This is a genomic window from Rhodococcus mengyinensis (assembly GCF_048381435.1).
Lineage (GTDB): Bacteria > Actinomycetota > Actinomycetes > Mycobacteriales > Mycobacteriaceae > Rhodococcus_F > Rhodococcus_F opacus_D.
In genome coordinates this window covers 213,437-233,528 of record NZ_JBLWIT010000050.1, presented here as the reverse complement: position 1 = coordinate 233,528, position 20,092 = coordinate 213,437, and the positions used below count along the sequence as shown (strand labels likewise).

20 protein-coding genes are annotated in these 20,092 nt (G+C 67.1%); 9 read left to right on the top strand and 11 right to left on the bottom strand.

All coding sequences use genetic code 11. The annotated features are described in order from the left end of the window. Window positions 1-19: 19 nt before the first annotated feature. From ACNJ7E_RS10135 to ACNJ7E_RS10125, 3 genes are read right to left on the bottom strand one after another with little or no spacing between them, the layout of a single operon-like run. Window positions 20-1,624 (bottom strand): solute symporter family protein, encoded by a 1,605-nt coding sequence (locus ACNJ7E_RS10135; protein ID WP_418339753.1) that lies wholly within the window; start codon window positions 1,622-1,624, stop codon window positions 20-22. Then, complete coding sequence (locus ACNJ7E_RS10130; protein ID WP_418339752.1) at window positions 1,621-1,974, bottom strand: DUF485 domain-containing protein; 354 nt, start codon at window positions 1,972-1,974, stop codon at window positions 1,621-1,623. The genes ACNJ7E_RS10135 and ACNJ7E_RS10130 overlap by 4 nt, the downstream gene beginning before the upstream one ends. Next, the gene (locus ACNJ7E_RS10125; protein WP_418339751.1) at window positions 1,971-2,450 is read right to left on the bottom strand and encodes a nuclear transport factor 2 family protein; all 480 of its coding nucleotides are present in this window, start codon (window positions 2,448-2,450) and stop codon (window positions 1,971-1,973) included. Before ACNJ7E_RS10125 ends, ACNJ7E_RS10130 begins: the two co-directional genes overlap by 4 nt. A gap of 203 nt (window positions 2,451-2,653) precedes the next feature. Here ACNJ7E_RS10125 and ACNJ7E_RS10120 point away from each other — a divergent pair, with 203 nt between their 5' ends. From ACNJ7E_RS10120 to ACNJ7E_RS10095, 6 genes are all read left to right on the top strand, one after another. Next, window positions 2,654-3,259 carry a TetR/AcrR family transcriptional regulator gene (locus tag ACNJ7E_RS10120; protein ID WP_280780578.1) on the top strand — a complete coding sequence of 202 codons (606 nt, stop codon included), beginning with the start codon at window positions 2,654-2,656 and terminating at the stop codon, window positions 3,257-3,259. 136 nt (window positions 3,260-3,395) lie between these two features. Next, a complete protein-coding gene (locus ACNJ7E_RS10115) occupies window positions 3,396-4,589 on the top strand; it encodes an acyl-CoA dehydrogenase family protein (protein WP_280780577.1) in 1,194 nt (397 codons plus the stop codon). Beyond that, complete coding sequence (locus tag ACNJ7E_RS10110; protein ID WP_418339750.1) at window positions 4,586-5,389, top strand: hypothetical protein; 804 nt, start codon at window positions 4,586-4,588, stop codon at window positions 5,387-5,389. The genes ACNJ7E_RS10115 and ACNJ7E_RS10110 overlap by 4 nt, the downstream gene beginning before the upstream one ends. Next, window positions 5,386-6,234, top strand: coding sequence for an alpha/beta fold hydrolase (locus ACNJ7E_RS10105; protein WP_418339749.1), 849 nt, complete (start codon window positions 5,386-5,388; stop codon window positions 6,232-6,234). The genes ACNJ7E_RS10110 and ACNJ7E_RS10105 overlap by 4 nt, the downstream gene beginning before the upstream one ends. Further along, a complete protein-coding gene (locus tag ACNJ7E_RS10100; protein WP_418339748.1) occupies window positions 6,231-7,937 on the top strand; it encodes an AMP-binding protein in 1,707 nt (568 codons plus the stop codon). Before ACNJ7E_RS10105 ends, ACNJ7E_RS10100 begins: the two co-directional genes overlap by 4 nt. Further along, complete coding sequence (locus tag ACNJ7E_RS10095; protein WP_280780573.1) at window positions 7,930-9,165, top strand: acetyl-CoA C-acetyltransferase; 1,236 nt, start codon at window positions 7,930-7,932, stop codon at window positions 9,163-9,165. Before ACNJ7E_RS10100 ends, ACNJ7E_RS10095 begins: the two co-directional genes overlap by 8 nt. 4 nt (window positions 9,166-9,169) lie before the next feature. On the opposite strand, the gene ACNJ7E_RS10090 is transcribed toward ACNJ7E_RS10095, so the two are convergent. The 4 genes from ACNJ7E_RS10090 to ACNJ7E_RS10075 form a co-directional block, all read right to left on the bottom strand. Beyond that, on the bottom strand, window positions 9,170-9,964 hold the full coding sequence (locus tag ACNJ7E_RS10090) for an alpha/beta fold hydrolase (RefSeq protein ID WP_418339747.1): 795 nt from the start codon (window positions 9,962-9,964) through the stop codon (window positions 9,170-9,172). A 72-nt stretch (window positions 9,965-10,036) separates the two neighbouring features. Further along, window positions 10,037-10,885 carry a catechol 1,2-dioxygenase gene (catA, locus tag ACNJ7E_RS10085; protein WP_418339746.1) on the bottom strand — a complete coding sequence of 283 codons (849 nt, stop codon included), beginning with the start codon at window positions 10,883-10,885 and terminating at the stop codon, window positions 10,037-10,039. A 21-nt stretch (window positions 10,886-10,906) separates the two neighbouring features. Further along, entirely contained in the window at window positions 10,907-12,523 is a 1,617-nt protein-coding gene (locus tag ACNJ7E_RS10080) for a 4-hydroxyphenylacetate 3-hydroxylase family protein (protein ID WP_280780570.1), read from the bottom strand. Window positions 12,524-12,544: 21 nt separating this feature from the next. Beyond that, window positions 12,545-13,117 carry a flavin reductase family protein gene (locus tag ACNJ7E_RS10075; protein WP_280780569.1) on the bottom strand — a complete coding sequence of 191 codons (573 nt, stop codon included), beginning with the start codon at window positions 13,115-13,117 and terminating at the stop codon, window positions 12,545-12,547. Window positions 13,118-13,356: 239 nt separating this feature from the next. Here ACNJ7E_RS10075 and ACNJ7E_RS10070 point away from each other — a divergent pair, with 239 nt between their 5' ends. Together ACNJ7E_RS10070 and ACNJ7E_RS10065 are read left to right on the top strand one after the other, a co-directional pair. Further along, window positions 13,357-14,304 carry an AraC family transcriptional regulator gene (locus tag ACNJ7E_RS10070; protein ID WP_283333722.1) on the top strand — a complete coding sequence of 316 codons (948 nt, stop codon included), beginning with the start codon at window positions 13,357-13,359 and terminating at the stop codon, window positions 14,302-14,304. A gap of 274 nt (window positions 14,305-14,578) precedes the next feature. After that, window positions 14,579-16,018, top strand: coding sequence for an HNH endonuclease signature motif containing protein (locus ACNJ7E_RS10065; RefSeq protein WP_418339745.1), 1,440 nt, complete (start codon window positions 14,579-14,581; stop codon window positions 16,016-16,018). Window positions 16,019-16,245: 227 nt separating this feature from the next. Here the strand turns inward: ACNJ7E_RS10065 and ACNJ7E_RS10060 are convergent, their stop codons facing one another. Genes ACNJ7E_RS10060 through ACNJ7E_RS10050 form a run of 3 tightly spaced genes read right to left on the bottom strand, consistent with a single transcriptional unit; the run spans window position 16,246 to window position 19,044 of the window. After that, the gene (locus ACNJ7E_RS10060; protein WP_418339744.1) at window positions 16,246-17,457 is read right to left on the bottom strand and encodes a cytochrome P450; all 1,212 of its coding nucleotides are present in this window, start codon (window positions 17,455-17,457) and stop codon (window positions 16,246-16,248) included. A gap of 14 nt (window positions 17,458-17,471) precedes the next feature. Next, window positions 17,472-18,836 (bottom strand): NAD(P)/FAD-dependent oxidoreductase, encoded by a 1,365-nt coding sequence (locus ACNJ7E_RS10055; RefSeq protein ID WP_418339743.1) that lies wholly within the window; start codon window positions 18,834-18,836, stop codon window positions 17,472-17,474. After that, window positions 18,826-19,044, bottom strand: a complete 219-nt coding sequence (locus ACNJ7E_RS10050; RefSeq protein WP_005251142.1) for a ferredoxin — start codon at window positions 19,042-19,044, stop codon at window positions 18,826-18,828. Before ACNJ7E_RS10050 ends, ACNJ7E_RS10055 begins: the two co-directional genes overlap by 11 nt. Window positions 19,045-19,403: 359 nt before the next feature. Here ACNJ7E_RS10050 and ACNJ7E_RS10045 point away from each other — a divergent pair, with 359 nt between their 5' ends. Continuing rightward, window positions 19,404-19,688, top strand: a complete 285-nt coding sequence (locus ACNJ7E_RS10045) for an ANTAR domain-containing protein (protein ID WP_280780564.1) — start codon at window positions 19,404-19,406, stop codon at window positions 19,686-19,688. Here ACNJ7E_RS10045 and ACNJ7E_RS10040 read toward each other — a convergent pair. Beyond that, a complete protein-coding gene (locus tag ACNJ7E_RS10040; protein WP_418339742.1) occupies window positions 19,685-20,026 on the bottom strand; it encodes a TraR/DksA family transcriptional regulator in 342 nt (113 codons plus the stop codon). The genes ACNJ7E_RS10045 and ACNJ7E_RS10040 overlap by 4 nt on opposite strands. Between the last annotated feature and the right edge of the window lie 66 nt (window positions 20,027-20,092).

Sequence of the window (20,092 nt, the reverse complement as noted above, 5' to 3'; positions counted from 1 at the left end):
CATCGGCCGCGCGTGAAACCTAGTGCGCCTCGGCGAGTTCCGCGCCGATACCGGTCTCGGCGCGCACCAGCATCTCGGCGAACTTCTCGTCTCGATCTGCCGAACGTCCGTGAAGGCGTTCGCCGGCGAGGGAGCCGATCACGGCGGCGGCGAGCCCGAGCGGCATCGTGATGATCACCGGCAACTGAATGGTCAGCGGCGCCGGTCCACTACCCACCCAGAGCGCCTCCGTGAACATCAGGCTGACCACGGTGGATGCTAATCCGACCGAGATGCCCCACACGGCGCCTGTGCTGTTGAACCGCCGCCAGTTGAGACTGAGCAGCAGGCTGGGCAGGTGCGCACTGCCTGCGACCATGAAGGCCATACCCATGAAGTAGGTGATATTTGTAGTGTCGCCGATTGCCATCGTCAGTCCGATCGCGGCGACGCTGAACGCGACCGCCGCGTACCGGGCGACCTTCGCCTCGCGGGCATCCGCCGTCTCCGTGTCGGCGTCCGCAGCCTTCCTGCGGGTGAGGGTGGGCCACACGTCGTGGGCGAACGTTCCCGCCGCGGAGATCACGACGCCCGCGACGACGGCGACGATGCTCGCGAACGCGACGGCTGCCACCATGGCCAGCGCGATCGATCCGCCGATGGTGCCGACGCCTCCGCCGAGTTCCGTGACCAGCGTGGGTGCCGCGAGATTGCCGCCTGCGCCGACACGATCCGCCCCGTCCGGGCCGAGGAGCGCCGCGGTGCCGAAGCCCATGACGATGACGATCAGGTAGAAGATGCTGCACAGTGCGACGGTCCAGCCGAGCGACTTCCGTGCCGTCGCGGCCTCGGGGACGGTGAAGAAGCGAATCAGGATGTGCGCCATACCGGCCGTGCCGAGCGCGAACGCGAGGGAGTACGAGATCAGGTTGATCGCGCCGGTCTGCCCGAAGATCAGGCCCGGGGAGAGGATCGCATCTCCGGCTGCCGCGTTCGACGTCGCCGCCCCGAGCATGCCGGGGAGGCTGAAGCCGAATTTCGCCAGGATCCCGAGGCACACCACGATTGCCAGGATCGACAGGATGGACGACTTGATCACCTGAACCCACGTGGTCGCCAGCATTCCGCCGACGAAGACGTAGATACCCATGAGTGATCCGGCCACCACGACGGACAGGCCGAACGGGATCCCCGAGACGGACTCGAGCAGGACGCCCGCTGCCACGAGCTGGGCGAGCAGCACGAATGTTCCGGTGACGATGGTGCTGAGAGCGACCACCACCCGCACGCGACGTGCACCGGTCCGGAACACCAGAACATCGGCGAGTGTGAACTTTCCGACGTTCCGCATCTTCTCGGCGAGGAGGAAGAGGACGGGGAGGAAGGAGACCACCGACGTGCACAGAATGACGGCGCCGTCGACGCCCTTGTAGAAGATCAATCCCGTGGTGCCCAGGAAGCTGCCCGCCGAAATGAACTCGCCGGCGATCGCGAAACCGTTCTGCCAGCCCTTGATCGAGCGGCCCGCGGCGAAGAAACCGGTGGCGCTACGGCTTCGGCGCGATGCGGCGAACGTCACCCACAGGGTGAGCGAGATGACGGCGGCGCAGATGCCGATGGCGAGGAAGTCGGCGTCGCCGGTCATGAGACATGCTCCTGATCACGTTGCGCGATGGCCCGGACGGCGTCATCGGCGGCGGGTTGGATGTAGGCACGGGACAGTCGGAAATACGCGTACACGAGTACCCAGGTGCCGGCGAATTGGGAGAACACCACCCACAGCGACAGCGGAACACCGAATGCTGTGTTATCGCCGAGGAATTCGGGGAAGTAGGCGAATCCGACCAGAAACCCCGAGAACAGTGCGATCGCGATCAGGCCGAGTCCGGTGGTGACGGCGCGTCGGCGGCGTCGCAGTTCCACGAACTCCGGCAACGCGAGAATCGGTGACCAGACGGCTGCGCTCGCCGCGGTGGCAGGGGACTTGGTGGTCACGCGTTCACCGCCGCGCGTCGCGCCGACTCGAGGGCGAAGCGGTTCTCGTCCCAGCCCTCCGAGAGCGGCCCGAAGTAGTGGAAGCGCACCTGCTTGACGCGGTACAACCAGCGGCCGTCGACTTTGACGGCCTCGTCCGTGTATCGGCCGGCGGCGATGGAGGCGTTGCCGTCGGATACACAGGGCTGCCACAGGAACGAGCGGACGGTGGCGCGATCGCCGTCGAGGTCGATCTCCAGGTTGGTGATGAAATGCCAGAACGCGGTGAGCCCGCCAGGGGCGAGGCCGGCGAAGAACGCCCGCATCTCGCTCTTGCCCTTAGGGTTGGACAGCCCGTCGAATTCGCCGTCGTCGGTGAACAGATCCATCAGGGCGTCCCAATTGCCGTCGTCGAGATGGCGGCAGTACCGCGCGTCGAGGTACCGGATGGCCTCCAGGTCTTCGAGGCGGCGGATTCGTTCTTCGAGGGTGCTCAAGGTGGCATACCTCCACGGTGTGAGGAGCGGAATGCGCGAACTGGTTATTAACGTTTGTTCACGTGATGTGGACCATAACGGACGCCCTACCGTCGGTCAACACCGTGCGCCGTTCACCCCGACCGATGTGCGTGAAGGCTGGTGAGCTGCATTTTCTGCAGGTTGTGTTGCCCGCGCCTCGCGCGGCACCTACCCTCCGAGGGATGAACACTCGGTCAAGCGGTGCGGTGATTCCCTCCGTCCGGCAGCGGATCCTGGACGCGGCGCTGGAGGAGTTCTATACCGCCGGCTTTCATGCGGCGACCATGCGCACCATCGCCAAACGTGCGGGCTGCAGTGCCGCCAACGTGTACAACCATTTCGAGAACAAGGACGAGCTCCTGGTCGAGATTCTGCGGTCGGCCAGTGACGAGCAGTTCACCGCCACCCGGACCGCTCTGCGGAAGGCGGGGTCCGCGCCGGCGGAGCAGTGGACGGCCGCGGTGGTCGCGCATTCGCTGTACACCGCCCGTAACCAGCAAGCCTGCCTGGTGGCGAACACCGAGCTGCGGTACCTCGACGAGGTGGACCGCAAACGGGTCGTGGGCTCGCGCGATGCGCAGGAGCACCTGTTCGTCACCATCGCGGAGGCGGGTGTGGCCGGCGGTGACTTCGACGTCCCCCATGTTCACCAGGCGGTGACTGCGGTGCTCACCATGTGCGCGGGAATCGCGCTCTGGTACCGCCCGGACGGACCGTTGTCCGCGCAGGCGGTCGCGGACTCGTACGGCGTCTACGCGCTCAACCTGGTCGGATACCGTCCCGCCTGACTCGGGGAGATTCGGCATTGACGGTGCGTTCCCGTCCGTGCTCTACTGGGTGAACAAGCGTTAATGTGATCCGAGTGTGGAACCGCGAGTTCCCCCGAGTCACGCGCCCCGTAGTTCGAGTGGATGAGGAGTGTCCATGACTCACCGGCCGTCACAGCCGCGTACCGACTCGCCGCGGTATCTGACCGAGGACCGGGTGGCGATCCGCGACCTGGCTCGCGAGTTCGCGATGAAGCAGGTGCTCCCGGTCGCGAACGAACTCGACCCGGTCCGCGGCACCATCCCGGACACGGTGAAGAAGGCGATGGCCGAGGTCGGGTTCTTCGGGATCATGATCCCCGAGGAGCACGGCGGTCTCGGTCTCGGGGTGTTCGAGTACTGCCTGGTCGCGGAGGAGTTGTCCCGGGCGTGGATGAGCGTGTCGGGGCTGCTGGCCCGCGGCAACGGGATGGGCGGCGGGTTCACCGCGGAGCAGGAGGCGGTTTTGCTGCCGAAGGTCGCGCGCGGTGAGTACCTGGGCGCGTATGCGCTGTCGGAGGCCGAGGCCGGTTCGGATGTGGCGAACATTTCGTGCCGCGCGACCCGCGACGGCGACGAGTGGGTGATCAGCGGCACCAAGATGTGGTGCACGTACGCCGACGAGGCCGACTACCTGGTGCTGTTCGCGCGGACCGATCCGCACAAGGATCCGGCGAAACCGCACCGGGGGATCAGCGCGTTCCTGATCGACAAGCAGCGCGGCGGGTTCCCGGCCGGGATCAGCGGGACGAAGATCCGCAAGATCGGGTACTTCGGGTGGAGCACGTGGGAGCTCTCGTTCGACAATTTCCGGGTGCCCGCCACGGCCATGCTCGGTGAGGAGGGTAAGGGCTTCTACCTGGCGGTGTCCGGTCTGGAGGTGGGGCGGGCGCATACCGCGGCCCGGGCGATCGGTCTGGCGCGGGGTGCGTTGGAGGATTCGATCGCGTATCTGCACACCCGCCGGCAGTTCGGGCACGAGTTGGCCGATTTTCAGCACCTGCGGTTCAAGATTGCGACGATGGCCGCCGACATCGAGGCCGCCAGGCAGTTGATGTATTCGGTGGCCACCGATATCGACACCGGCCGGCGGTGTTCGCTGGAAGCGTCGATGTGCAAGCTGGTGGCGACGGAGATGGCCGAACGGGTGACGAGCGAGGCGGTGCAGATTCACGGCGGCGCCGGGTACACCACCGACTTCCAGGTCGAGCGGCATTGGCGGGATGCGCGGTTGACGAAGATCTTCGAGGGCACCAGCGAGATCCAGATGCGGATCATCTCCGACGAACTCCTGGGGAGGGCGGGCGAATGAGCACACTCACCACAAGTATCGCCGTCGGCGATCGCACTGTGAGCGACGCCCGGCGCGTCTCCGAACTCGGACTGTCGCTGCCGGAGGCGTCGTTGACGGGAATCGTCGTAGCGGGAGTACTCGCTCCGGCGACGACGTCCGGTGCCACACGCAGCGGATTGCAATGGAATTCGCAGTACGCGGTGGCGGGCGACGACATCGTCCACGTCGAGTCCGTAGTCACGCGCGTCGAACAGTCCGAGACCGGAGCAGTGTTCGATCGCCACGTGCGGCTCGTCGACGAGGCCGGGTCGATTCGCGAGGAGGGAATCGAGACGTGGCGTTCGCCCGAACCGTCCGACGTCCGTTTCAATCCCGCTGTCGACTTCTGCACGCCCGCCTGGGGAGATTGTCTCCGCGAATCCCTCTCCGCCGATACGGCCTTCGCGTCCTCGTTGTCGACGTGGGACGGTACCGTGGGTCTGCGGTGCACGGACTCCTCGGGCCGGGCCCGCGAACTGCAGCTGCGGATCTACCGCGGAACGATCATCGACGTCGCCCGCCGCGTCCCGGGTGGGGCAACGTTCACGCTCATCGCCCCGGCCGTCACCTGGGTCGACCTGGTGTTCGCCGAACGGAACGATTTCATGCGCCGCGCCATCAGCGGTGAATTCTCGTCCAGCGGTGAGGGGTACGAGTACCTGCGCCTCACCAAACCGCTCGACATCATCATCGCCCATGCCCGCAGCGCCGCACGTGAGTGGCAAAGCGTGTCGGGGCACACTTTGCCACTCACGTGCGGAAGGGAGGCCCGGCCATGATCGAGGCCCGATACCTGGAGATCGACGGAGCGCTCGGCTTCGTCGAGATCATCACCCCCGACATTCAGCCGGCCACCGAGGCGCCCACCGTTCTGTGCCTGCACACCGCAGGCCAGAGCGGAGTCCAGTGGCGGCACGTCGCGTCCGAACTGGCAGGCCGGGGCTACCGGGTGATCGTCCCCGACCTTCCGGGGCACGGACGTTCCGAGCCCGCGGTCGACGGTCCCGTCACCAGCATCGTCGCCTTCGGAGACTGGCTCGGGAAGGTCCTCGATGCGCTCGCCGTCGAACGCCCCTTCGTCGTCGGGTGTTCCATCGGTGGCAAACTGACACTCGAACTCGCCACGCGGTCGTCGAGGCCGCTGGCCGGAGCGATTGCGATGGCAGCGGAGGCCGGTCCCGGCCGCGTCAACGTGGGAGGGTTGCGCCGCGAACTCGAGGATGTCGCCGGGCCCAGCCGCGCCGACCGCACCTACCTGGGCACGCTCGCCTCCGTCGGACATTCCGTGCCCGAGGCGAAGGCGCACCTGATCGCCATGATGCACAAGCGTGAGGACCCGGAGATCTCGTCGTCCGACCTGATCGGCTGGGGGACGCACGACGTGCGCGACCGGATCGCCGAGATCACCTGTCCTCTCAGGCTCGTCGCCGGCGCGCAGGACCCGTGGATCGACGCCGGACGTGTCGAGCAGACCGTGTCGGCGCTCGACGCCGCCCGTCCCGGACTTGCGTCCTTCACCCTGCTCGAGGGCATCGGCCACTACCCCATGGAGGAGATCGACGACTTCGCCTCGGTGGCGGACGAGTGGTTGACCGAACTGCGTGCGGCGGTGGTGCTCTCGTGACGGCGCACGACACGGCGACGCGTCGTGACACACTCGCCTCGCTGCTCGACGAACTCGTGACCGCCGACCCGGGTGCCGCCGCAACCCTCGACGTCGTCGACGGCGAGCCGGTCGTCACCAGCCGCACCGAACTGCGAGCCCGCGTCGACGCCCTGAAGTCGGAACTCCTGCGCGTCGGCGTCCGGCGCGGCCAGTGTGTGGCCGTCCTGCTGCCGAACTGGTCGGACGCGATCGTGTGGCAACTCGCCGCGTCCGCTGTGGGTGCACACGTCATCGGCGTCAACACCCGCTACAACACGCACGAGATCGCACACATCCTCACCTCGGCGCGACCTGCGGTGGTGGCCGTGGCCGACCACTTCCACGGTCTCGACCTGTTCGGCCGACTCGAAGAGGCACAGCACTCCCTCGACCTCCCGGCACCGGCTGTTGCCGTCGTGTGCGGACCTCGAACGGAAAGCGCCGCTCCCGACCCGGCGCGATTCGACCTCAGCGGCGGTGCCTGGACAGCGGGCAGCGCGGACACCGGAACCGTCCAGGTGCCGGAGACACCCGACAGGGCAACCGTCACGGCTGCCGGCGAGCGGGCTGACCCGGACGACGTGCTCGCAGTCGCGTTCACGACGTCCGGATCCACCGGTGTCCCCAAACTCGCGGCGCACCGCGAATCGGCGGTGGTACGGCACGCGCGAGCCGACGCCGTCGTCCTCGCCGTCGAACCGGGCGACGTCACCCTGTGCGTCCTGCCGGTGTCCGGGGTATTCGGATACTCCACTGCTCTGGCCACTCTCGCGGGTGGCGGCACGCTGCTGATGGAACCCGTCTTCGACGCCGCGGCCACGCTGGCCCGCATGGAATCGGCGAAGGTGACGCACGTCGTCGGCGGTGACGATCTCTTCACCCGGCTCCACGACACGTGGCACGCGGGTAACCGCGCCGACCTGTCGTCGTTGAAACGCCTCGGGATCGCCGACTTCCTCGGCCGGTCGCACGAGGTCGCCGCGTGGGTGCGCGACGAATTCGACGCCGTCACCACGGGCGTCTTCGGGTCGTCCGAGGTGTTCGCCCTGATGCTCCTGTGGGATGCCGCAGACCCGGAATCCTTGCGCTGGAACGGCGGTGGGCGTCCGGTCGAACCCGGCATCGAGGTTCGCATCGTCGACCCGCTGGACGACTCCGTCCTTCCGGACGGTGAGCAGGGCGAGCTCCAGGTGCGCGGACCGAACGTCGTCGACGCCTACCTCGGCAATCCGGATGCGGCGGGTAGGGCGTTCACGAGGGACGGGTGGTTCCGCAGCGGCGACCTGGCCGTCGCGACCGGCGACGGCGGCTATACGTACGTGTGCCGGATGGGGGACGTCCTCCGGCTGCGCGGGTTCCTGGTGGATCCCGCCGAGATCGAGCACCGGCTGGCCGAACACGAGGCCGTGCACCTGACGAAGGTCGTGGGGATCACCGGCTCCGGCGGATACACCGAGGCGGTGGCGTTCGTCGTCCCCACCGACGGTGCGTCGGCCGGCGCCGCCGAGCTCAAGGCATGGTGCGCAGAGTCGCTGGCGGCGTTCAAGGTTCCCGCCGCGGTGCACGTGATCGAGGAAATGCCGACCACCGTGGGCGGCAACGGAGCCAAGATCCGAGCGGTCGAACTGCGTGAATGGGCGCAGCGCTGGACCGATCACGAAAGGGATTTCCGCAGTGCCTGAAAATACGAATGCCCAGGCGGACGATGTCGTCGTCTGCGAGCCCCTGCGCACCCCCGTCGGCCGATACGGCGGTCAGTTCAAGGACGTACCCGCCGCCGACCTCGGCGCTCGGGTGGTGTCCGAACTGCTCGCCCGGACGAAGGTCGATCCGGGCAGCGTCGACGACGTGATCTTCGGTCAGTGCTACCCGAACGGTGAGGCGCCTGCCATCGGCCGCGTTGTGGCCCTGGACGCGGGAATGCCGGTGACGGTTCCCGGTCAGCAACTCGACCGTCGTTGCGGATCCGGTCTGCAGGCGGTGCTCGACGCGGCGATGCGGGTGCAGACGGGGATCGCCGCACTGGTGATCGCCGGCGGCGTGGAATCGATGAGCCGCGCCGAGTACTACACCGAGTCGATGCGCTGGGGAGCCAACGGTGCGCCGGCAGCGCTCCACGACCGGCTCGCCCGCGGTCGTGTCACCGCAGGCGGACGCAATTATCCGGTGCCGGGCGGCATGCTCGAGACGGCGGAGAACCTGCGCCGCAAGTACGACATCAGCCGCCTCGAGCAGGACGAGCTCGCGGTGAGTTCCCACCGGCGGGCGGTCGCCGCGATCGACTCGGGAAAGTTCGCCGAGGAGATCGTGCCGGTGGAAGTTCCCGTCCGCAAGGGCGATCCGCAGGTCGTCGACCGGGACGAGCACCCCCGTGCCGACACGACAATCGAGTCGCTCGCTCGGTTGCGGCCCATCATGGGCGGCACCGACCCCGACTCGACCGTCACCGCCGGCAACGCCAGTGGGCAGAACGACGGTGCGGCAGCATGCCTCGTCACCACCCGGGCGGAGGCGGAGCGTTTGGGGCTCCGGCCCCTCGCACGCCTGGTCACCTGGGCGGTCGCCGGGGTGGAGCCGTCCGAGATGGGTATCGGACCGGTGCCGTCCACCGAACGGGCCCTGAAACGCGCCGGGCTGACCCTCGCCGACATCGACCTCATCGAACTGAACGAGGCCTTTGCGGCGCAGGCGCTGGCTGTCACGCGCGAATGGAATTTCGGTGCACAGGATTTCGACCGCACCAATGTCAACGGCTCGGGAATCTCGCTCGGGCATCCCGTCGGTGCGACCGGGGTGCGGATCCTGACTACACTGCTGCGCGAGATGGACCGTCGCGGAGCCCGTTACGGCCTCGAGACGATGTGCATCGGCGGTGGCCAGGGACTGACCGCGATCTTCGAGAGGGTCTGACCACTCAGCTGTCGAGAGCCCGAATCCAGTCGGTGAGCGCCCGCACAACCTGTGCGGGCGCTTCCGGCATGAGCGCATGGCTCGCATTCGGGACGACGGTCACGGTGACCAACTCGCCGAACCGATCAAGCAATTCGTTCTCCGTCTCGCGCGGACGGAACGGATCGAGAGCGGATTGCAGGTCCAGGATCGGCTGGTGCGCGACCTCCCACCACTCGTCCTTGGGTGTGGCGGCCGAGGCAGCGAGTTGCCGCTTCGACACCTCCGGATACCAGCCGGTCAGCCACTCGGCCGGATCGTTGCCGGGTGCGAAGAATCCGGCCTGCAGGTAGCCGATCCGCTCTGCCTCGGGCAGTGAGGAATCGGAGCATTTGACCGCCAGCGCCGTCAGCGCGGCTGGGTAGTTGCGGGCACCCGCCGCAGCCACGACGACCCCGCGCACCAGGTCGGGCCGGTCGGCGGCGAGCATCCGTGCGACGTAGTGCCCGAAGGCATGTCCGAGAACGACGGCCGCACCGTTGTCCTGTTCCTCGATCACTGCTCCGACGTCGGCGGCCAGGTCGTGCAACGTGATGTCCTCCAGGGGTCCCGTGCTCCGGCCGATGCCGCGCGGCTGGGGACGGCACACCCGGAAACCGTTCCGCGCGAGTCCACTCGCGACGTCGTCGTAGTCGTACGACTCGCGGCCGAGGGAAGGCAGCAGGATCACCGACGGACCGCTGCCCTCGACGACCACCTCGATCACGGCCGTCGCGGTGTGCACGAACTCTGTCGTCCGCGCCGGTGATGTGCTCGGCATGATGTTTCCTCCACAAACGTCGATCCCCCGGGCGACACGATCTTTCGCGTCGCCCGGGGGAGGGTGGGTGTCTCAGTCCGCGGCGGGATCGAGCGCGAAGTCGTAGCTGACAACCTTACGCCCGGCGTCGTCGAGCTGCGGGTCGAGAAGGAGTTCGGGTTTGGTTGCGGTGGCGACGTCGTCGTCGATCCAGTCGCCGCCGGCGAAGTACAGCTGGGTGATGATCGGCTGCTTGCCCGGGGACGTCACCCGCAGGTGCAGGTGCGCCGGACGCCACGGGTGCCAGCCGGCCCCCTCGATGAACTGTCCGGTCGGGCCGTCGGTCGGGATCTGGTACGGGGCAGGCTCGATGGTGGTGATTTCGTACCGGCCCTCCGGGTCGGTGACGATGGTCCCGCGCAGGTTCCATTCCGGCAGGTGCGGGGCGAACTGCGAGTAGTAACCCTCGTCGTCGGCGTGCCACAACTCGATGATCGCCCCGCCGAGGCCTGCCCCGTCGAGGTCGGTGACCCGGCCGCGGAGGACGAGGGCGGGGTGGGCCCGGTCCTCCTCGCGCATCGGCAGGGTGCACCGCGCGGGCAGTTCCGGTGCGCCGGGCACGTAGTACGGTCCCTCGATGCTGCCCTTGGTGCCCCGGAACCGGGTGGAGTTGACCTCCTCGATGTCGTGCTCGACGAACACGTCGAGCAGCAGCGGCCACTCGCCACCCTCACCGACATCGATGAGCCACTGCTTGAGGACCCGGTACTCCGGGTAGGTGACGGCGTGCTTGTGGATCAGGGCGCTCAGCCCGGCGAGCGCCTCGGTGGCGATCGCGGACAGGCGTTCCGTGGACGTGTCGGCGGTGAACCTTGCGCCCTTGAACTTGTCGGTGGCGGCGTTGCCGGAGCCGACCGCGGTGGGGCTGTCGATGGTGGTCATGGTTTCTCCTGGTCTGCGCGGTTAGCTGCGGCCGAAGTAGGACACGTCGTCGTTGCCGATCAGGTCGGGCACCGTCCACCCGTCCAGGTCGTACTCGGCCAGGCACTGCTCGGCCAGACCCTTCATCGAGCTGACCGTGCCCCGGTTCTCGGCGAACATCAGCAGTTCCGCCTTCACGCCCTCGTGGTTGCCGGCGTAGTTGCGCTCGTAGAGTTCGTGGCGGCCACCGAACTCGCTGCCGATCGAATCCCACAGCGCCTTCATGATCTTGACGCGCTCGACCGCGGTCATGCCCTCCGAGCCGCGGACGTACTTGTCGAGGTACGGGCGGACGTCGGGGCTCTTGAAGTCGGCGGACGAGGACGGCAGGTAGATCAGCCCGGACGCGACGTCCTGTTCGATGATCTCCTTGATCCGCGGGTAGCCCTGCTGCATGAACATCCGGTACGTCAGTCCGTACTCGAGCTTCGGGATGACGGTGTCACCCACCCACGGTTCCGGGTCGCGGACCATCGATTCGGTCAACGACCAGAACAGGTTCCGCCAGCCGATGACCTCACCGACGCGGGTCTGCACTCCGCGGAAGCCGCCCGCTCCGGTGGCGTCGAGGGCCTTCATCAACAGCCCGGCGATGAAATCCAGTTTCACCGCCAAGCGGGTGCAGCCCTGAAGGGTGAAGCGGGGCAGGAACCCGGACTGCGGGAAGAACGCGTTGATCTTGTCCACGTCGCCGTACATGAACACGTTCTCCCACGGCACCAATACCTTGTCGAAGACGAAGATGGTGTCGTTCTCGTCCATCCGGCTCGACAGGGGGTAGTCGAACGGGGAGCCCATCACCGCGGCCTGCTGGGTGTAGGAGGTGCGGCAGATCAGCTTCACCCCCGGTGCGTCCATCGGCACGGTGCAGATCAGCGCGAATTGCTTCTTCTTGATCGGCAGGCCGTAGTGGGCGATGAAGTTGTAATTGGTGATCGCCGACCCGGTCGCCACGACCTTCGCACCGGAGACGATGAGGCCGGCGTCGGTTTCCTTCTCCACCTTCATGAACACGTCACCCACCTCGTCGGGCGGGAGCTGGCGGTCGACCGGCGGGTTGATGATCGCGTGATTCCAGTACAGAACCTTCTCCTGCGATTCCTTGTACCAGCGTTCGGCGTTGTCCTGGAACGGTGAATACAGTTCCTTGTTCGCGTGCAGGGTGCCGAGGAACGACGCCTTGTAATCGGGGCTGCGGCCCATCCACCCATACGTCATCCGCGCCCAGGTGGCGATCGCGTCACGATCCTTCAGCAGATCGTCGGAGTTCTTCGGCGCCCGAAAGAACGGCATCGTCACACCCCCGCTGCCGGTGTCCGTCGGGGTGGTCAGGGCGTCGACGTGCTCGCCGGTGTGCATCGCGTCGTAGAGGCGGGCGGTCATCCGGATCGGGTTACGGAACGCCGGATGCGTCGTGACATCCTTGACACGCTCGCCGTGCAGGTAGATCTCGCGGTCGTCACGCAGCGACTCGATGTACTCGTCACCGGTCATCGGGCGGGTGGCGAAGTTCGCGGTCCGGTTCGCTTCACAGTCCGCGGCGACATTGACCTTCGTGCGGTCGACGTCGGTATCGGCGGCAGCTTCGGTGGTGGTCATGGTGTTCCCTTTCGGTCAGGATTACGAGGCAGCCTGGGCGAGCTGCAGGTGGAGTGGTGTGAACGACGCGGCGGCGTCGAACCATCCGCTGTGGGGGTCGTCGAGGCAGCCGTTCCACGCCGTGGTGCCCGACGCGGCACCGAGATCGTGGAAGGTGCTGCGGTAGAACAGCAGTGGGTCCTTGGTCTGGTCGACGGATGCATCGACGATCTCGCCGATGAAGATGATGTGGTCACCACCGTCGTAGGACGCCCAGGGCGAGCACGTGAGCGTCGCCGCGTTGCCGGACAGTGCGGGAGCGATGCCTGAGGAGTCCCACACCGGTTCCGTCCGTTGCGGTTTGCCGGCGAAATGCATGGCCGTGTCGAGCTGATCGGCGGCCAGAATGTTCACCGCGAACGGTGCATCACCGAGGTAGCTGCATGCCTTCGATTTCCGGGTCAACGTCACCTGGCACAGCCGCGGCTCGATCGAGACGGCGGTGAAGGCGGTGACGGTCGCGCCGTGCGGCTCGCCGGCGGCATTGGCGCACGTGATCACGGTGACGCCACTGGCGAACTGGCCGAAAATGTTACGCAGAGTGCGCTGGTCCATTTCTCCTGACCGCCTTTCTGCACGATTCGTGCGATAGCCCCCGCGATGGGGGACCTGCACAACGTATGACGGGCGTCACAGTCCGTCGATCCGCATTGCGAAGGCGCGATCCGGAACGCGAAACGGGTTTGCCGGACGGGGGTCGCCGGTACTTGCAGTGACGTGAGTCACAGGCGATGCTAGGGTCGGGAGTTGCCCATGCGCGGTCGTGGCGCGAGGTGAGAGGTCTGGACGTACGCATGCGAGGAGAGCTGGAAGGTCCCGGTTTCACCGACTGGGACGAGGTTCACGAGGTGGTCGCGGACGCGTACTTCCCTCACGAGCTGCGTCCGCTGTCGCGGGACACCGCGGCGCGATCGTCGCTGGAGTCCTCCCAGATGGGCGCGTCCAGGCTCGCCCGGATCGGTTTCGGGGCGCCCGTGTCGATCGAGTCCGACCATCCCGGTGCCTACGGCATCAACATCCCGCTGGCCGGCCGCATCGTCTCCGTCACCGGCGGCACGGAAGTGACCTCGACGCCGGGGCTGGCCACCATCTGCCCGCCCGACACCCGGACCGTCATCACCAACTGGAGCAGTTCCTGCGAGATCATCGGGTTCAAGGTGGACAGGGACTACCTGCAGCGCGAAATGGACCGCGTGCTCGCACGGCCCGGGCAGGAGTTGCCGCGGCAACTCGACCTACGCACCGGCGCCGGCGCCGACTGGCTGAGGTTCGTCCGCTCCGTCGCCGACCAGGCGTTGCGCGATAGCGTTCTCCTGCACAGCGATCAGGTGTCGCAACAACTGTGTGGAGCATTGACCACGGCGCTCGTGCTCACCGCGATGCCGGACGACGACACGGGTGCCGCGGGAATCCGGCCGCGCATCGTCAAGCGGGTCATCGACGCGATCCAGCAGGACCCGGCCCGCCCGTGGAGCGCGGGGGAGATGGCCGAACTCGTTGGCGTGAGCGTCCGGCGCATGCAGCAGGGGTTCCGAGAATACGTGGGCATGACGCCGATGGAGTACCTCGTCGACGTGCGCCTCGAGCGTGTCCACGCAGACCTCACCGGAAGCGATTCCTGCGCAACTGTTTCCGAAGTCGCGACACGCTGGGGGATCATGCACACCGGCAGATTCGCCGCCGCCTACCGCCGCAAGTACGGCGTGACGCCGTCCGAGTCACTGCGCGATCGCGGGCTCTGATGGGTTCGGTGGCGAGGCTCGGTCGGAAGCGTGTCCAAAGGATCGCTGGCGACAGGTACGTTGCATCGTGGGCTTGGCTTCCAGTGTCAGGTATCTCTTTATGAGTCTTGCTTGCAACGGTTCTGGCGTACTGAATTTTGTTTGTCCTCCGGCGGGGGTGCATGTCCACGCGCCTGCCGGCTCTGAGCGGCTCGTGTATGTCGCGGTGTCGAAGCGGTAAGGCCGTCGGAGTTCGCGTCCGAAACTTGTCGGACCCCCGCGATAGTATTCGCACATGAGTTCGACTGGGGGGTCGGTGGGTAGCCGGGTGGCGGAGCATCTGTCGATGCTCGCTGCCGCGGTCGACGGGCTGCTCGATGCCGACCTGGCCGAGTTGTCGGACACTGAGCTCGTCGAGGTGATGCGCGGAATGGAACAGTCCCTTCGCCGTGCGGAGTCGGCCTCACACCGATTGGTCGTGGAGAGCGTGGAACGCTCGGTCCCGGCGAATCTGGGGTATACGTCGCCGAAGAAACTCCTGATCGACGTGCTGCGGATCTCGGGCGCGGACGCGTCCGCTCGGGTCACCGCAGCTCGTGAGCTCGGGGTGTGGCACACGCTGGCCGGCGAACCGATGCCTCCCGTCTTACCGGAAACCGCTGCGGCACAGGCCGACGGCGGCATCGGCACGGATCATGTGCGGGCGATCGCGAAGGTGATGCGCAAGATTCCCCACGCCGTCGACAACGACGCGGTGGCCGACGCCGAGGCCGTACTGGCCACGTTGGCGAGGAGCGGAACCCCGGAGGATGTGGAGCAGGCGGGGCATCGGCTGCTGGCATACCTGAATCCGGACGGGAACCTCGGCGACGACCGCGACCGGAAACGCCGACGGGGCATCTCGATCAGCCGGCAGGACACCGAACTGATGTCGAGAATCTCCGGTGAACTCGACCCTGTCGCGCGGGCGATGCTCGATCCGATCCTCGCAAAATGGGCGCGGCCCGGAATGAACAATCCGGACGATCCCGACTCACCGGCCGGTGACGGCGAAGACCCGTCGATCGATCGTGACCTGTTGGCGGCGGCGGCCGCCCGCGATACCCGCACCGCAGCGCAGCGCAATCACGACGCCTTCAGCGCAGTGTTCCGGGCGCTGCTCGAGTCGGGGGTGCTCGGCCGGCACCGGGGTCTACCGGCCACAGTGATCGTCACGATGACACTCGAGCAGTTGGAGCAGGCGGTCGGGGGCCTGGCCACGACAGCCACAGGTGGGGTGCTCCCCATCGCGGACGCATTGGCGCTGGCCGAGGAGGCGCATCCGGTGCTCGCGCTGTTCGACCATGCGGGTCGTCCACTGCACCTGGGGCGGCGGCGTCGACTGGCCAACGCCGACCAACGGCTCGCACTGATCGCCGCGGACGGGGGTTGCACCCGCCCGGGGTGCTCGGCACCGGCGAGTCTGTGTGCGGTGCACCATGTCACGGACTGGCACAAGGGTGGGCACACCGACATCGAGGGTCTCGCCCTGGTCTGCGACGCCTGCCACGCTCAGGTCAACGACGGTCCGGCCGGGTGGGCGACGAGGTCCGCGCCCCATCACTCCGCATACGCGGGCCGAACCGAATGGATCCCGCCACCACACATCGACCCCACCCGAAGACCGCGAATCAACCACCGACATCACCCCGGTGAGTTGATCGAGCATGCGCGAGGAGAGGCTCGGGCGCCGTGATAACACGCTGTCGGCTATCCCGCCCCCAATGCGACGGTGTCGGCCCGGCTTTTCCTCGACGGTCCGAGGCATCAATTCGGAATGCCTCGGATCCTCGAGGAAACCCGTCAGCTCACCGCCGCCCAGCCATCGATGACCGGTAGTCGCGTTACAGCACGTGTTCGGAACTGTGCTCGGCGCGAGCATCCTTATCGACGGAATTCTCGCGTAGTTCTCGGTAAGCCCCGTCACCCACAGTCCACCAGCAGGTGCCGGGGACCTCGCAGCACCGGGTTGGGCCGGTAGGGCGGCGGGTCCTCGACGAGGCGCGGATTGGGGAGGCGGCGGATGAGTTCGGCGAGCGCCATTTGCCCCTCCAGGCGGGCGAGGGGTGCGCCGAAGCAACTGTGGATGCCGCTGCCCAGACCCAGGTGCTGGTTGTCGGCGCGGTCGGGGACGAACTTGTCGGCGTCGACGAAGCGTTCGGGGTCGCGGTTCGCCGATGCCAACGCGAGGACGAGGGGCGAACCCTTCGGGACCGTGACACCGTCGATTTCGATGTCCACGATCGGCGTTCGCTGGCCCAGGAGATGCACGGGCGGTTCGAAGCGGAGCAGTTCCTCCACAGCCTGCGGCATCAACTTCGGTTCGGCGCGAAGACGTTCGAGAACGTCGGGATTGCGCAGCAAGGTCAGCATGCCGTTGGTGATGAGGTTGACGGTGGTCTCGTGCCCGGCGATGAACAGCAGGATGGAGTTGGTGACCAACTCGACGGTGTTCAACTGACCGTCGGGCCCCGAATCGTTGGCCAGCCCCGACAGCATGTCGTCACCGGGATCGCGGCGACGGTCCTCGATGAGACCTGCCATGAACATGGCCATCTCCATCTGAGCCTTCTGCGCCACCTTCACCTGCTCGTTGTCGGCGCTGGCACGCCGCGGGTCGATGGCTGCCACCAACGCGTCGGCCCAGGCGTGGAACCGGGTTTCCTCCTCGTGGGGCACCCCGAGCAGTCGGCAGATCACGGTGACGGGGAAGGGGTACGCGAAATCGTCGACGATGTCGATGCGCTCCTTACCGTCCAGCCCGTCGACCAGCTTCGTGACGAGTGCGGCGAGTTCGCCACGCATGGAGTCGATTCGGTCGGGGCTGTGCGGCGGACCGAACTGCCGCGTCGTCAGTCTGCGCAACCGATCGTGCTCGGGTGGATCGAGTTTGAGGAAGGACTCCGGTCCGTCGCCGGCACGATCCGCTCCGGGGAGTCCCGGCCCACGGTTGTGCAGGTCGGAGCTGATCCTCGGGTCGTGCAGGAGTGCCTTCACGTCGTAGTACCGTCCGACGAGGTAGGAACCGTTGTCCTGCGGCGCCACCCGAGTCTCACGAAGTTCCTCGTACAGCGGATACGGATTCGGCCTGCTCGCCTGGTCGGTGATCCGCTGGAACAGCTGCGCACGCGACATGGACACTCTCCCTGTTACTTCGGTAGCGAGACGAACTCGACGCGACGTTCGGTGGGCAGATGGCCGGTCACCGCGACGGTGGGGCCGTGGCTGAGAACGGCCGGGTCCGGCAACTCTGACGCACGCACCTCGAACGGCTCCGCCCGGTCCATGACATCGAAGTCGGGGGGAAACGCCGCGGCAGACTCGATCAGTCCCCGGTAGAAGTCGAGCCACTTACCCTGATTGAACGCCACAGCGGCCGTGACGCGTCCGCGGAAGCCGTATGCCGCCACGAAACGCCGGTCGGCGACGGACCCCTGCGTGATCACCACCTGATCGGAGTAGGTGGGGATGCCCACGGACTTGATGTTGACGCCGAACTGGCTGGACCAGAACGCCGGAATCTCGAGGTGCGGCCGCCGGCGGAGACCGTCGTGGATCATGTTGTGCGCCGCCACCTCGGCCTGACCGATCGCGTTACCCCAGTGCTCCAATGCCAGCAGCTGGTAGTCGTAGAGCGGATGCGGTTGCCGCGCAACGTCGCCGGCGACGAACACGTTGTCGGTGACGATGCTGTTGATGTCGAACGCCCGGCAACCGGCGTCGCACGTGACTCCGCGGGGCCCGGCGGCGAGGCCGGAGCCGAACAGCCAGTCGGTGTTGCGGATACTGCCCTGCGCGACGATCGCCACGTCGACGTCGAGTGTGGTCCCGTCCGACAGATGCGCACGGCACAGCTGCCCGTTGCCGTCCCCGTCGAGCCCGGTCACGGTGACCCCGGTGCGCAGGTCGACGCCGTGGTCGCGTTGCATGTCGGCCGCGACCGCCGCCACCACTCCGCCGAGCGCGCCGACCAGCGGTGCCGGGCCGCGTTCGGTGACCGTCACAGACAGCCCGCGCTCCCGGCACACCGACGCGATCTCCGAGCCGGTGAACCCGGCCCCGATCACCAGGACATGACGTGGTCCGGCGGACAGTCGCTCGTTCAGCCGGCGTGAGTCGTCGCAGGTTCGGATGGTGAAGACGCCGTCGAGTGCGGCCTCGGACGAATTCGACCACGGCCTGGCGCGGACGCCGGTCGCGATCAGCACCTTGTCGAACTCGACGGTGTCGCCGTCGCTGAGAACCACCCGGTTGTGCTCCAGATCGAGACTGGTGGCCCGCACGCCGAGCCGCCACTGCGCGTCGAGGTCCGGGCGGAAGGGCAGCGCCGCGTGGTCGGGCGGCATGATTCCGAGGAGCACGGCCTTCGACAGCGGGGGCCTGTCGTACGGCTCGTAGGGTTCGTCGCCGATCAGGGTGAGGGAACCGTCGAAGCCCTGCCCCCGCAGTGCCTCCGCGGCGCGCAGGCCCGCGAGCGACGCTCCGACGATGACGATCCGCACGTCACTGCCCATCGTGTCGGTCGGGGATGTCCGTGGTGATGGCATGCACCGGGCACGCGGCGGCGGCTTGCGCCACGTGGTCGCGTTCGTCGTCGGTGGGGCCCGCGTCGTAGAGAAGAGCCTCCTCTCCGTGCAGGGTGAAGACGCCGGGTGCGAGGAACACGCACTGCGCGTAGCCCTGGCACCGATTGAGGTCGACGACGAGTTTCACGTCAATCATCCCGATTCTGAACAGTTCTGGTCACACGGGTCCACAGGACTGCGCGGCGCACGGCCGTCCGATCGCGTCGGGCGGAGGGCCTCCACCCGGAAACCAGTATTGCGGAACGGCCAGTCTGTTCGGTTTCGATCCGCTGTTCTGGAGCCATTCAGAAATGTCGTGCCGCCCGCCCCCTACCGACGGGTAGAACCCTGGAGTAGTAACGCGAGTTACAAGTATCTTGCCGGAGTTCGTATCCTGCTGGCGAGAAACAACTTTCGGACACGGTCTCGATTCGGCAACACGGACGTCCGGATCGTGATGTGATGTGATGACAAGAGACCGGCAACGCCCAGTGGCGACACCTCAGAGGCGGAAGATTGACGATCGAAGCTCACCGCGACACCCGCGCGACACGGCACCTGTCCGCTTTGGACGCTGCAGTACAGATCCTGACCACCGCGCGCGGTAGCTCGTACAGCGCGGACCAGGCCTTCGACGAACTACTCGATTCCTCCATGCGGCATCAGGTCGATGTCGGGGATCTGGCGGAAGCTCTCGCCGACCTCGCCGACGGCGTGCACCCCGACGCCGACGACCATCGACGGGCACGGGACGTGGCCACCCGGGAATGGGGAGCCCTCCTGCCCGGCGACACCGGCTAACCGGCGCAGTCGATACAGGTCTGCGCGGCAGGCAGCGCGTCGAGTCGCACATCGGCGATCGGCAGGCCGCACCGAGCGCAGAGACCGTACGTCCCACTGTCGAGTCGCTGCTCCGCCGCTGCCAGATCCTCGACCTCGCGCCGCGCGTCGGCCAGCAGCGCCGACACCTGGGCCCGTTCGAACGCGATGGTCGAGCCCTCGGGGTCGTGTTCGTCGTCGTCCGTGGTGAATTCCGACCCCTCCACAATTGCGGTGAAACGGCCGGTCAGCGAGGCGATGCGGCGTTCGGCGTCGGCGCGTTCCTCGGCGATTCGGGTGCGGTGTTCCGGCACGGTCATGCCTGCATCAACATCGGCGAGGGCCCGGTGCTTCCCCGGTAATCCGCTCGATCGATCCGGGACTTT

Bases quoted from the DNA above. Each gene is read 5' to 3' on its own strand.
- ACNJ7E_RS10135 (WP_418339753.1), bottom strand. From the start codon at position 1,624: ATGACCGGCGACGCCGACTTCCTCGCCATCGGCATCTGCGCCGCCGTC.
- ACNJ7E_RS10120 (WP_280780578.1), top strand. From the start codon at position 2,654: ATGAACACTCGGTCAAGCGGTGCGGTGATTCCCTCCGTCCGGCAGCGG.
- ACNJ7E_RS10115 (WP_280780577.1), top strand. From the start codon at position 3,396: ATGACTCACCGGCCGTCACAGCCGCGTACCGACTCGCCGCGGTATCTG.
- ACNJ7E_RS10110 (WP_418339750.1), top strand. From the start codon at position 4,586: ATGAGCACACTCACCACAAGTATCGCCGTCGGCGATCGCACTGTGAGC.
- ACNJ7E_RS10105 (WP_418339749.1), top strand. From the start codon at position 5,386: ATGATCGAGGCCCGATACCTGGAGATCGACGGAGCGCTCGGCTTCGTC.
- ACNJ7E_RS10090 (WP_418339747.1), bottom strand. From the start codon at position 9,964: ATGCCGAGCACATCACCGGCGCGGACGACAGAGTTCGTGCACACCGCG.
- catA (WP_418339746.1), bottom strand. From the start codon at position 10,885: ATGACCACCATCGACAGCCCCACCGCGGTCGGCTCCGGCAACGCCGCC.
- ACNJ7E_RS10080 (WP_280780570.1), bottom strand. From the start codon at position 12,523: ATGACCACCACCGAAGCTGCCGCCGATACCGACGTCGACCGCACGAAG.
- ACNJ7E_RS10075 (WP_280780569.1), bottom strand. From the start codon at position 13,117: ATGGACCAGCGCACTCTGCGTAACATTTTCGGCCAGTTCGCCAGTGGC.
- ACNJ7E_RS10070 (WP_283333722.1), top strand. From the start codon at position 13,357: ATGCGAGGAGAGCTGGAAGGTCCCGGTTTCACCGACTGGGACGAGGTT.
- ACNJ7E_RS10065 (WP_418339745.1), top strand. From the start codon at position 14,579: ATGAGTTCGACTGGGGGGTCGGTGGGTAGCCGGGTGGCGGAGCATCTG.
- ACNJ7E_RS10060 (WP_418339744.1), bottom strand. From the start codon at position 17,457: ATGTCGCGTGCGCAGCTGTTCCAGCGGATCACCGACCAGGCGAGCAGG.
- ACNJ7E_RS10055 (WP_418339743.1), bottom strand. From the start codon at position 18,836: ATGGGCAGTGACGTGCGGATCGTCATCGTCGGAGCGTCGCTCGCGGGC.
- ACNJ7E_RS10050 (WP_005251142.1), bottom strand. From the start codon at position 19,044: ATGATTGACGTGAAACTCGTCGTCGACCTCAATCGGTGCCAGGGCTAC.
- ACNJ7E_RS10040 (WP_418339742.1), bottom strand. From the start codon at position 20,026: ATGACCGTGCCGGAACACCGCACCCGAATCGCCGAGGAACGCGCCGAC.